Source organism: Ramlibacter sp. P4_H7, from assembly GCF_056400765.1.
On the sequence record NZ_JBFUKP010000001.1, the window covers coordinates 372,188 to 383,484 of the forward strand.

Here is an 11,297-nt window from a genome sequence, read left to right on the forward strand (position 1 = left end):
GTCTTGTCTCCTGCTTCGAACCGAGCGACTGTAGGGGCCGCGCGGCCTTTGCGGAAGCGGGCCGCCGGCAAATGACTTTTCCGCCGGTTGAAAGACTGTGGCCCGCTCAGTGGGTCTCGATGCCGAGGTAGGCCTTCTGGATCTCCGGCCGGCCCAGCAGGTCGCGCGCCAGTCCGTCGGCGACGATGCGGCCCTCTTCCATCACGTAGGCGCGACGCGCGATCTCCATGGCCATGGCCACGTTCTGTTCCACCAGCAGCACCGAGGTGCCGCCCGCGTTGATCTCGCGGATCGCCTTGAACATGTCCAGCACCACCGCCGGCGCCAGCCCGAGCGAGGGCTCGTCCAGCAGCAGCAGTTGCGGCCGGCTCATGAGCGCGCGGCCGATCGCCACCATCTGCTGCTGGCCGCCGGACAGCGAGCCCGCCGCGCTGGGCAGCTTCTGCTTCAGCGCGGGGAACAGCGCCAGCACCTGCTCCATGGACGCGGCGCGGTGCGCCTTGGCCTGCGGCAGGAAGCTGCCCAGCTCCAGGTTGTCGCGCACGCTCATGCCGGTGAACAGGCGCCGGCCCTCCGGCACGATGGCAATGCCGGTCGCGCAGAAGCGGTGGCTGGCCAGTTGCGTGATGTCCTGTCCGTCGAAGCTCAGGCGCCCGCCGCGCGCGCGGTGCAGGCCGGCGATCACGTTGATCAGCGTGCTCTTGCCGGCGCCGTTGGGCCCGACCACGCACACCAGCTCGCCGCGCTGGACGTTGATCGACACGTCCCAGATCGCGGGTGCGGCGCCGTAGGCCACCTGCAGGTTGACCACCTCAAGCATAGGCCGGCTTTCCGAGATAGGCGCTCACGACTTCGGCGTCCTGCATCACTTCGTTGGCGCTGCCCTGCGCGATCAGCTTGCCGTGGTTGAGCACGATGATGCGGTCGGTCAGCGCCATCACCGCGCGCATCACGTGCTCCACGAACACGATGGTGGACCCCTGGTCGCGGATGCGTCGGATCAGCTCGATCGCCTCGTTGATCTCGCCGGGCGTGAGGCCCGACAGCACTTCGTCCAGCAGCACCAGCCGCGGCCGCGCGGCCAGCGCGCGCGCCAGTTCCAGGAACTTGCGCTGGTGCAGGTTCAGGTCTTCCGGCAGCGCCTGCGCCTTGGCCTGCAGGCCAGTGAACTCCAGCCACTTCCAGGCTTCGCGCTCGGCCTCCTTCTCCCGTAGCGCGGCGCAGCCGAACATCGCCACCATCGCGACGTTCTGCAGCACCGTCATGTGCGCGAAGGGGCGCGGGATCTGGTAGGTGCGGGCAATGCCCGCGTGCGCCATGCGATGCGCCGGCGCGCCCGTGAGGTCCTGGCCGTCGAACACGATGCGGCCCGCCGACAGCGGGTAATGGCCGCTCACCACGTTGATGAAGGTGGACTTGCCGGATCCGTTGGGGCCCAGCAGGCCGAGGATCTCGCCCTGGCGCACCTGCAGGGTGACGGTGTCGAGCGCCTGCACGCCCTTGAACGCCTTCGACAGGCCGCGCACTTCGAGCAGCGGCGCGCCGATGACGTGCTGCGTGCGGGCGATCGGCGCGGCGGCCTGCGTCGCCACGGCATGCACCGCTGCGGCAGGGTCCGCCCTCGGTGCCGGCATCGCATCGGCCGCCGCCCGCGGCTTGCGCCGGAAGAAGTGCCCCAGGATGCCGTCGGGCATGAACAGGATCACCAGCACCAGGACCACGCCCACCGACGCGCGCCCCAGCACCGCGTGGTCGCCGGCCGTGAAGAAGTACAGCAAGCCGGTGATCGCGGCCGCGCCCACGGCCGGCCCGGCCCAGTGGCGCGTGCCGCCCAGCACGCTCATGAGCACCACCGTCAGCGGCACCGTGATGTTGAAGGTCTCGCCCGCGGTCACGTACGACACGAACAGCGCGTGGATTCCGCCCGCCAGGCCGGCCAGCGCGCACGAGAGCGCGAAGGCCAGCAGCTTGTAGCGGAAGGTGGGCACGCCCATCACCTCGGCCACGTCCTCGTCGTCGTGGATCGCGAACAGGCCGATGCCCAGCTTGGACACCTGCACGCGGTACGCGACCAGCAGGGTCAACGCCGCGGCGAACAGGATCATCAGGTAGATCGACGACGACGGCGTCGGTGCCAGCCGCGGCACCTGCACCGCATTGAGGTACACGCCCGGGCCGCCGTCGATGGGCGTGTTGAGGATGATGGTCGCGATCACGAAGGTCACGGCCAGCGTGAGCAGCGCGAACAGCTCGCCCCGCACCGCCTTCACGCGGAACACCACGAAGCCGATGAACAGGCCCAGCAGCGCCGGCAGCAGCGCGGCCAGCGGCAGCGTCGCCAGGAACGGCCAGTTGAGCTTGCCGGCGAGCACCGCCGTCGTGTACATGCCCGCGCCGAAGAAGGCGCCGTGCCCGAAGGAGAAGTAACCCGAGTAGCCGGACAGGATGTTCCACGACACCGCCAGCACCACCCAGTGCAGCACCAGGTAGAGGATCGATTCGTAGAAGGAAGGCAGCCCGAGCCAGGGCACCGTCGCCAGCACGGCTCCCGCGCCGGCGATGGCCAGCAGTGTCTTGTTCATCGTCCTAGGTCTTTCCCGGCCGGAACAGCAGCATCACGATCAGCAGCGAGAACGACACGATCGGCGCCCAGGATGGGGAGGCCACGGCCATGGTCACGGCTTCGCTCACGCCGATCACCACGCCCGCCACCAGCGGTCCCAGCGCGCTGCCCAGTCCACCCAGCATCACGGCGGCGAACACCACGCCCACCCAGGCGAAGATCTGCGAGGGCGTCAGCGTGAAGGTCAGCGCGAGGCAGACCCCCGCGACGCCCGCCAGCGCCGCGCAGCCGCCGGCCAGCACCAGCGCCAGCGACTTCGCGTCGATGCCGAAGGCCGCCGCGATCGGCCCGTCCTCGGCCATCGCGCGCAGCGCCTTGCCCAGGTCCGTGTAGCGCATGGCCGCCCAGATGCTCAGCGAGATCGCCAGCGCCAGCACGAAGGTCAGCAGTTCCGGCACCGGCACGTACAGCTTGCCGACGGTGAACTTCATCGCGTTGTAGGGCGACTCCAGCCGGCGGTAGTCCGCCGTCCAGATGCCCTGGATCGCCGACTCGATCACCACCGTGATGCCGAAGGTGACCAGCAGCGAGTTGAAGGGCGTGATCGCGAACCGCGACAGCACCCACTGCATGCCCGCGCCGATGGCGAAGAACAGCGGCGGCACCAGCACCAGCGCCAGCAGCGGGTCCATCTTCCACACGGTGGCCATCTGGTAGCTGAGGTAGCCGCCGAGGAACACCAGGCCGAAGTGCGCCAGGTTGATCTGACGCAGCAGCCCCCAGGTGAGCCCCAGCCCCAGCCCGATCAATCCGTACAGGCCGCCGATGAAGATCCCCGACAGGATGGACTGCAGCAGCAGGTTGAGGCTGGGCCAGGTCATCGTGCTCCCGCGCTCAGCGCATCTGCAGCGTGGCGCCGGGCGCGGCGAAGGACGTCGGCCAGATCACCTTCCAGCTGCCGCCCTGCACCTGCTTGATCTTCATGAGGTCGTCGCCGTAGTTGCCGGGACCGTCGAAGCGCAGCCGGCCCTGGATGGTGTCGATCTTGTTCTTGCGCAGGAACTCCGCGATCTTCTTGTCGTCCAGGCTGTTGGCGCCGCGCACGCCCGCTTCCAGGATCTGCCAGGCCGAATAGGACGCGGCGGCCTGCACCTCGACGTGCGTGTCCGGCAGGTTGGCGGCGGCGGCGCGCTCGTTGAAGGTCTTCACGAACTCCGCGGCGACGCCCTGGTTGATGAAGGGCGGATGCTCCTCGAAGATGGTCACGGCCAGCGCCTTGTCGCCTTCGGGCGACTTGGTCATCGGCCCCGGTGCCGGGTACAGGTGGAAGTGCAGCGGCGGCGTGTAGTCGATCTTCTTCATCGCGTCGAGCAGCATGTTGCCCTCCAGGCCGATGTCGCCGATCCACACGAGGTCGGGGTTGGCATCCTTCACGCGCGCGGCGATCGGGCCGAAGTCGCGGTTGCCGAAGTCCCATTCGAGGAACAGCACCTCCTTGAGTCCGCGCTTCTTGGCCACTTCGCGGCCGCCCAGCGACATGAAGTGGATCGAGGGAAACTTGCTGGTGACGATGGCGATGGTCTTGGGCGGCTTCTTCGATTGCGCCAGCATGTCGAACAGCGAGTTGGACACCGTGTTCTGCGGGTCCGGCCCCAGCGACCAGGCCGGGAACTGCATGTCGTACTTGGCCAGCGAGGGGATGCCGAAGGTGTGGTGCACCAGCACCTTGTTGTAGCGCTGGGCCACGCCCATCGCGGAGAGGATGGCACCGGTGGCGTACGGGCCCATCAGCAGGTCGACCTTGTCGCTGGTCACCAGCTGCTCGTACAGCGTGCGCGCCAGGTCCGGCTTGGACTGGTCGTCCTTGACGATCCATTGCACCTGGCGGCCCAGCAGACCGCCGCGCTTGTTCAGCTGCTCGACGTAGATTTCGCCGACCAGCTTGTGCGTGAGCGCCGTGGCCGACAGCGGCCCCGTCAGCGCCAGCGTGCTGCCGATGCGGATCGGCGCGGCGGCCGGCGCCTGCGCCAGTGCGGGGAGCGCCAGCGCTGCACCGGCAGCGGTGAGGATGTCGCGGCGAGAGAGGGTCATGGCTTGTCTCCTGTCGTTGGTCTTGGGAACACTCAATCCACTTGCGCGCCCGAGCGCTTCACCAGCTCGGACCACTTCGCGATCTCGGTGCGGTTGAAGGCCGCGAGCTCGTCGGGCCTGAGCTGCGGCACTTCCAGGCCCTGCGCCGCGAGCCTGGCCTTCACCTCGGGATTCGTCACCGCCTGCGCCACCGCATCGCGCAGTCGCGCCAGCACCGGCGCCGGCGTCGAGGCCGGCGCGTACAGCATGAACCAGGCGACCAGGTCGAACTCGCCGAAGCCCTGCTCGGTGATGGTCGGCACGTCGGGTGCGGCAGCCGTGCGCTTCGCGCTGGACACGCCCAGCGCGCGCAGCTTGCCGGCCTTGACCTGCGGCATCACGGCAGCCGGGTGGTAGAACATGAACTGGGTCTGCCCCGCCGTCACGTCGGACAGCGCGAGGCCGCCTTCCTTGTAGGGCACGTGCACCATCTCGCCGCCCAGGCGGGCCTTCAGCAGTTCGCCGGCCAGGTGGCCTGAAGTGCCGTTGCCCGCGGAGGCGAAGCTGATGCCGCCGCTCTTCTTCGCGGCGGCCTGCAGGTCCTTCAGCGACTGGAGCGGCGAGTTCGCCGCCACCACGAGCAGCGTCGGCGTGTAGCCGGCAAAGCCGATCGGCGCGAAGTCCTTCTGCGCGTCGTAGGGCATCTTGCGGTACAGGCCCGGGTTGATCGCGTGCGTGCCCACCGTGCCCATGACGATCGTGTAGCCGTCGGCGGCCGCCTTGGCGACCAGGTCGGAGCCGATGTTCCCGCCGGCGCCCGACTTGTTCTCCACCACGATGGCCTGCCCCAGCGGCTTGGCCATGGCCTCGGCGTAGATGCGGGCGACGATGTCGGTGGTGGTGCCGGGACCGAAGGGCACCACCAGCCTGATCGGCCGGCTGGGATAGTCCTGCGCGCCCGCGGCCAGCGGGGCTGCCATGGCAAGCGCCGCCAATGCGGCGAGGACGGTACGGCGGATCGTCACTTTCGGGTCTCCTTGCGCGACGTCCCGCGCGGCTTCCAGCCGTGGGACAGTTCCTCGTTGTGTTCGCCCAGCACCGGCGGCGCCGTCACTTCCAGCGGCCGCTCGCCGTCGAAGGAGACCGGGGAGCGCACGGTGCGGAAGGTGCCCACCACCGGGTGCTCGGTCTCCACGAACAGCTGCAGGTGCTTCGCCTGGGCATCCTCCGGCACTTCCGCGGTCGTGTACATGGGGGAATACGGCACGTCCTGCGCTTCCAGGCGACGGCACCACTCGATGCGCTCGTGCTGGCGGAAGATGGGCCGTAGCACGTCGATGAGGTCTTCCTGGTGGTCGATGCGGCCTTGGCGGCTGGCGAAGCGCGGGTCCTGGAAGATGTCCGGCTTCTCCATCGCGGTGGCCAGGCCTTGCCAGAACTTCTCCGGGCTGGACATGTGCAGCGCGATCCACTTGCCGTCCTGGCACTCCAGCACATAGGACTGCGACACGCTGGGCCGGCTGAAGGGTCCCATCACCTCGTTGGCCGAGAACAGGTGCTGGAAGGCGTCGAGGTTGAAGTGCGTCATCGCCTCGAACATCGACAGCTCCACCTTGCGCGCCGTGCCGTGCTTCTCGCGGTCGTACAGCGCGCCGAGGATGCCGTAGGCGGCGTAGAAGCCGGTGACCAGGTCGGCGATCGCCGGCCCCACGACGCGCGGGTTGGCCGGGTTCACCAGCAAGCGCAGGTAGCCGCTGGCAGCCTGCGCCACGCTGTCGTAGGTGGGCCGGTGCGCGGCCGGACCGGTGGCGCCGAAGCCGCTGATCGCGCAATAGATCAGCCGGTCGTTGATCGTGCGCAGCCGCTCGAAGCCGGCGCCGATCTGCTCGGCGAAGCCGGGGCGGAAGTTCTGGATGTAGACGTCGGCGTCCTTCACCAGCGCATCGAACTTCTCCAGGTCCGCCGGCTGCTTGGTGTTGAGCGTGACGCTGCGCTTGTTGCGGTTGACCGTCTGGTAGTGCGGCGAATAGAGGCCGCCCTTGAAGGCGCGGAAGGGATCGCCGGTGCCGGGAAGTTCGACCTTGACGACATCGGCGCCCAGGTCCGCCAGCAGCATCGAGGCGGCCGGGCCGGTGATGAAGGTGCCGTGCTCCAGGACGCGCACGCCCTCCAGCACCTTGATCACTTGCCGCCCTCCTGCGGCATCGCGCCCGTGTACTCGAATTCCCGCGTGGCCTGGTAGGAGAGCGCGAAGCCGATCGGGTCGCTCATCTCCTCGTTCAGGTGGGCGATCAGGCTGGCGGTGCGCGCGAGGATGGGCACGCCCTTGAGCGCGCCCACTGGGAAGCCCACGCCCAGCAGCACCGCGGGAATCGCGGCCGAGACGTTCAGCCGCAAGTCCTTGCCGACGATGCCGGGCACCAGCTCCTCGACGAGCTGGGCGATCTCGACGAAATGCTGGCCGCCGCCCGCCTGCCGCGAGACCGCGAACAGCGCGTCGACGCGCCGGTCGCGCTCCTTGTGCTCGGGATGGCCGTAGCCGGGGATCGCCTGCTTGCGGTCGCGCCGGCCCGTGACGACGGCGCGCGCCGCCTCGCGCAGGTCGCCGCCGCGCCGCTTCGCCTCCTCGTCGATCTCGACGAACATGCGGCCCGCTGTTTCCGAAGCGCCCAGGATCACCGAGCCGCAGCCGAGGATGCCTGCGGCGACCGCGCCCTGCAGCGCCTCGGGGGCGGCGGCATAGGTCATCCGCGCCGCCTGCACGCTGGGCACCAGCCCGTGGTCGGCGATCGCCACCAGCGTGGCGTTGAGCACCGCGCTGGCCGCGGCGTCGGGCTTGCGGCCGGTGAGCAGGAAGTGGAAATAGTCGGCGAAATTCACCTGGCCGATGAGGTCGCGCGAGAGGTCCTGGCCGCGCACGACGATGGTCTGCGCATTGGACGTGGTGATGGCCGAGCGTGGCACCGTGGCCTTGCCGATTTTCAAAGTGTTCTCCCGAAAATGAATACGCTGAGCGCGTAGGCTGGCGTGACTTCGTAGGCTGGCGGTGAGCCCGCAGGCGAACCCCAGCGCTCCCAGGCTCAGCGCGCCGAAGGCACCAGCCTGAAGTCGTACTTCGCCGTGTAGTACGGCTTCTTCATCTCGCGCCCGTCCGGCGCCTTGCCCGGCGGCTGCTTGGGAAAGTCGACGACCAGGCTGTTGCGCACGCCGAAGACCGCGTCCGAATCGAGGAACGGACTGTCCTTGACGAAGATGTGCGTCACCAGCCGCTCGTGGCCCGGCGCGTTGAGCATCATGTGCATGTGGCCGGGGCGGTTCAGGTGCCGGCCCATCTTGTCCAGCATCTTCCCGACGGGCCCGTCGCCCGGCACCGGATAGAACGTGGGCTTGATCGACCAGAAGCGGTAGTTGCCGTCCGGGTCGGTGCGGAACTGCGCGCGCAGCTGCATCTCGTCGCCCTTCTGCATGTCGTACAGGCCGCCTTCGTCACCCGACCAGACGTCCACCTCGCAATTCGCGATCGGTTTGCCGAAGGTGTCGGTGACCCGCCCGTGGTACAGAGTGGGTTCGCCGTGGCCCTCGCCGATGTCGGCGCCCAGTTCCAGCTTGGGCGCGCCCGGCCAGAAGAAAGGCCCCTGCACCGTCGCCTCGGTCGGCTGCTCGCCCGGCCGGTCCGCCAGCGCCTTGGCGCCGCGCGCCTGCTCCAGGGCCACCACCAGCATGGACAGGCCAAGCGTGTCCGACAGCAGGATGAACTCCTGCCGCTTCTCGTCGCACTTCTGGCCGGTGGCGGTGAGGAACTGGATGCCCGCCATCCACTCGTCCGGGGTCAGGTCCACCTCGCGCATGAAGGCGTGCGCGTGCTTCACCAGCGAGGTCATGATCTGCTTGAACCGCGCGTCCTTGCAGTCCCCCATGCGGTCGATCACTGCCTGCGCGAAGTCGCTCACTTCCAGTTGGGCCATGGCTCGTCTCCTGTGATGGGCGCGAGTCTAGGCAGGGATCGTCGGCCCGAAAAGTGATGAATTTCGACCGTTATGATCGATGCCATCGATCGCAATCCGGGCGGACCCTAGGGACTCGACAGACATGGAACTGCGGCACCTTCGCTACTTCGACGCGGTGGCGGAAACCCTCCACTTCACTCGCGCGGCCGAGCGGCTGCACGTGACGCAGTCGACCCTGTCGCACCAGATCAAGCAGCTGGAGGACGAGCTGGGCACACCCCTGTTCGACCGCAGCGGCAAGCAGGTGCGGCTGACGGAGGCCGGCGAGGTGCTGCGCAGCCACATGACGCCGGCGCTGGAGCAGATCGACCTGGGCCTGCAGGCGCTGCGCGCGCCGGGCGAAGCCATCACCGGCAGCATCCGGCTGGGCACCACGCCCAGCTTCAACACGCGCATGGTGCCGCTGTGCGCGGCCACGCTGCTGAACGCCTATCCCGGCATCGAGGTGATCGTCGAGGAACTGGCGGCCGGGCAGATCCTCAAGCGCCTGCGCTCCGGCCACCTCGACCTGGCGGTCTCCTATCCGCCGGGCGAAGGCAGCGACCTCTGGTTCGAGCCGCTCTACAAGGAAGAGCTGCGGCTGGTGGTGGGCGTGGGCCACCCGCTCGCGCGGCGCCGCCGGGTGCGCATGGTGGAGCTGCACAACGTGCGCATGGTGCTGCTGCCCGCGCAGTTCCTCACCCGCAAGCTGCTGGACGAATGTTTCGAACAGGCCGGGGCGCAGCCGCTGGTGGTGGCGCAGATGAATTCGGTGGCGCCGATGATCGAGCTGATCCGCCAGACCGACCTGGCGGGGATCATCACCGAGACCGCGGTGGCGCAGACCGCCGACCTGCGCGTGATCCCGCTGGAGGACCCGACGCCGGTGCGCACGCCGGGCCTGCTGTGGCCCAAGGGCGCCGCACGCTCGCCGGTGTTGAAGCACTTCACGGAGATCATCCGGCGGGCGACGGGGACGGCGGCGTAGCGCGCGGCCAAGGCCGGCAGGCCCCTGGAGCGCGGCGGGGATACACGCCGGCAACAAGACGCCAGCGAATCCGGGACCGGGGGATTACATGCGGGGCCAAGACTCGGGCCTTCCACCCAAGGAGCTCCGCCATGTCCTACCTGACCGCCTTGTCCCCGCTCGCCGCCATTGCCTTGCTGCTCGCGACCGCCAGCTGCGTGGTGGACCACATGGACAGCGTGCCGGTCGCCACGCCCATGCGCGCGACGGCGTCCCTGTCGGTCACCGGGCACGAACCGCTCGACATGCACCGCATCTTCGACGAGGCCAAGCGTGGCGCGACCCACAGCGAGCTGCCCGCGCAGTTCTGATCCTCACGCGAGGTCATCAAGACCTCGCGATGGCAATCCGGACCCCTGAGCGCTAGCGAACTTCCACCGTCACCCGCAGGAAGGTCGCCGGAATCACCGCGGTGTGCGGGTACTGGCTCTGGTTCTGGCTTTCGAACAGCGTCACCAGCTCCCGGCGCAGGTCGTCGCTTCGGCCCTGCTGCTCCGCGGCGGCGAAGGCGTTCATGGTCGGCCCGTAGAACTGCCGGAAGGTGTCGACGAACTCCGACGGGGTGCCCATGAACTCGAACACGTAGGTGTCGCGCTCGCAGGTGATCGCCTCCACCGGGATCCCCGCCTGGCCGAAGCGCTCGTGCACGTGGCTTTCCACGCCCCAGGTCATCGGGCTGACGAAGCCCTCGGGCGGCGGCGGCGAATAGGCCGCGCTGGTCTTCAGGATCTGCGCGACCAGCGTCGGGTCGTTGGGGATCCAGTTGCCCATCACGATGCGGCCGCCCGGCCTGGTCACGCGCACCATCTCGCGCGCCACGTCGAAGGGCCGGGGCGCGAACATGGCGCCGAAGACGCTGAGCACGCGGTCGAAGCTGCCGTCTTCGATGCCCACGAGCTCGCCTGCATCGCCCTGCAGGAAGCGGCAGCGTTGCGCCAATCCCGCCTGCTGCGCCCGCTGGTTGCCGGCTGCGACCAGGTTGGATGCGATGTCCACGCCCAGCACGTCCGCGCCCAGCTGGGCGGCGGGAAGTGCCGTGGTGCCGTCGCCGCAGCCCAGGTCCAGCACCCGCATGCCGGAGTCGATGCCGAGCTTGCGCACCAGCGCCTCGCCGCTGCCGCGCATGGAGGCGGCGATTCGGGTGAAGTCGCCCTTTTCCCAGAGAGCCTGGTTCGGATTCATGGTGTGGGTTCCTTTCGCTGTGTTCAGACGCGGATGACCTGGCCCTTGAGCGAGTAGAGGATGGCGCTGACCTCGCCGCGCGTTCCGGGGTCGACGGCATTCTTCTCCATCGCCGCCAGGATGTCATCCATGGCCGCCATGTACTCCTGCTCGCTCACGTTCATGCCCTTGTGGGCGACCAGCAGGTCGCGTCCCGTGTAGGGCTCCGGGCCGCCGCAGCCGGCGCAGAAGAACTCCACGGCCATCTTCTTGGCGTGGTCCAGGTCCTGGCTGGCCTGGAAGCGGGGCGCGATCACCGGGTTGGCCAGGTGGGCGTCCATCACGTCGTGCACGATGCGCGTGATGCCGTCGAAACGGCCGAGCCGCTCGTACAGCGTTGTGGTCTGCGCGGGGTTCATGGCAATCCTCCTGGAGGGTGGGGTGGAAACCGATGCCGAAGGCGGCAAGCCAGGGCATGCTGCACGTCGCG

Annotated in this window: 12 protein-coding genes; 2 read left to right on the forward strand and 10 right to left on the reverse strand. The window is 68.7% G+C overall.

Annotated features, from left to right (window positions below; all coding sequences use genetic code 11):
* Window positions 1–106 precede the first annotated feature (106 nt).
* The 8 genes from AC1DSA_RS01900 to AC1DSA_RS01935 all read right to left on the reverse strand — a co-directional run bounded on the left by AC1DSA_RS01900 (window position 107) and on the right by AC1DSA_RS01935 (window position 8,598).
* Complete coding sequence (locus AC1DSA_RS01900; RefSeq protein ID WP_477885475.1) at window positions 107–820, reverse strand: ABC transporter ATP-binding protein; 714 nt, start codon at window positions 818–820, stop codon at window positions 107–109.
* Window positions 813–2,582 carry a branched-chain amino acid ABC transporter ATP-binding protein/permease gene (locus AC1DSA_RS01905; protein ID WP_477885477.1) on the reverse strand — a complete coding sequence of 590 codons (1,770 nt, stop codon included), beginning with the start codon at window positions 2,580–2,582 and terminating at the stop codon, window positions 813–815. The genes AC1DSA_RS01900 and AC1DSA_RS01905 overlap by 8 nt, the downstream gene beginning before the upstream one ends.
* Before the next feature lie 4 nt (window positions 2,583–2,586).
* Complete coding sequence (locus tag AC1DSA_RS01910; protein WP_477885479.1) at window positions 2,587–3,444, reverse strand: branched-chain amino acid ABC transporter permease; 858 nt, start codon at window positions 3,442–3,444, stop codon at window positions 2,587–2,589.
* Window positions 3,445–3,457: 13 nt separating this feature from the next.
* Window positions 3,458–4,654 (reverse strand): amino acid ABC transporter substrate-binding protein, encoded by a 1,197-nt coding sequence (locus tag AC1DSA_RS01915; RefSeq protein WP_477885481.1) that lies wholly within the window; start codon window positions 4,652–4,654, stop codon window positions 3,458–3,460.
* 32 nt (window positions 4,655–4,686) lie between these two features.
* Window positions 4,687–5,658 (reverse strand): Bug family tripartite tricarboxylate transporter substrate binding protein, encoded by a 972-nt coding sequence (locus AC1DSA_RS01920; RefSeq protein ID WP_477885483.1) that lies wholly within the window; start codon window positions 5,656–5,658, stop codon window positions 4,687–4,689.
* Window positions 5,655–6,818 carry a CaiB/BaiF CoA transferase family protein gene (locus tag AC1DSA_RS01925; protein ID WP_477885485.1) on the reverse strand — a complete coding sequence of 388 codons (1,164 nt, stop codon included), beginning with the start codon at window positions 6,816–6,818 and terminating at the stop codon, window positions 5,655–5,657. Before AC1DSA_RS01925 ends, AC1DSA_RS01920 begins: the two co-directional genes overlap by 4 nt.
* On the reverse strand, window positions 6,815–7,618 hold the full coding sequence (locus AC1DSA_RS01930) for a citryl-CoA lyase (RefSeq protein ID WP_477885487.1): 804 nt from the start codon (window positions 7,616–7,618) through the stop codon (window positions 6,815–6,817). Before AC1DSA_RS01930 ends, AC1DSA_RS01925 begins: the two co-directional genes overlap by 4 nt.
* A gap of 95 nt (window positions 7,619–7,713) precedes the next feature.
* Window positions 7,714–8,598 (reverse strand): dioxygenase family protein, encoded by an 885-nt coding sequence (locus AC1DSA_RS01935; protein ID WP_477885489.1) that lies wholly within the window; start codon window positions 8,596–8,598, stop codon window positions 7,714–7,716.
* 124 nt (window positions 8,599–8,722) lie between these two features.
* On the opposite strand from AC1DSA_RS01935, the gene AC1DSA_RS01940 reads away from it, so the two are divergent.
* Window positions 8,723–9,607 carry a LysR substrate-binding domain-containing protein gene (locus tag AC1DSA_RS01940; RefSeq protein WP_477885491.1) on the forward strand — a complete coding sequence of 295 codons (885 nt, stop codon included), beginning with the start codon at window positions 8,723–8,725 and terminating at the stop codon, window positions 9,605–9,607.
* 131 nt (window positions 9,608–9,738) lie between these two features.
* Window positions 9,739–9,957 carry a hypothetical protein gene (locus AC1DSA_RS01945; protein ID WP_477885493.1) on the forward strand — a complete coding sequence of 73 codons (219 nt, stop codon included), beginning with the start codon at window positions 9,739–9,741 and terminating at the stop codon, window positions 9,955–9,957.
* A 52-nt stretch (window positions 9,958–10,009) separates the two neighbouring features.
* Here AC1DSA_RS01945 and AC1DSA_RS01950 read toward each other — a convergent pair whose 3' ends face one another.
* Window positions 10,010–10,828, reverse strand: a complete 819-nt coding sequence (locus AC1DSA_RS01950) for a class I SAM-dependent methyltransferase (protein WP_477885495.1) — start codon at window positions 10,826–10,828, stop codon at window positions 10,010–10,012.
* A gap of 23 nt (window positions 10,829–10,851) precedes the next feature.
* Window positions 10,852–11,226, reverse strand: a complete 375-nt coding sequence (locus tag AC1DSA_RS01955) for a group I truncated hemoglobin (protein WP_477885497.1) — start codon at window positions 11,224–11,226, stop codon at window positions 10,852–10,854.
* Window positions 11,227–11,297 lie beyond the last annotated feature (71 nt).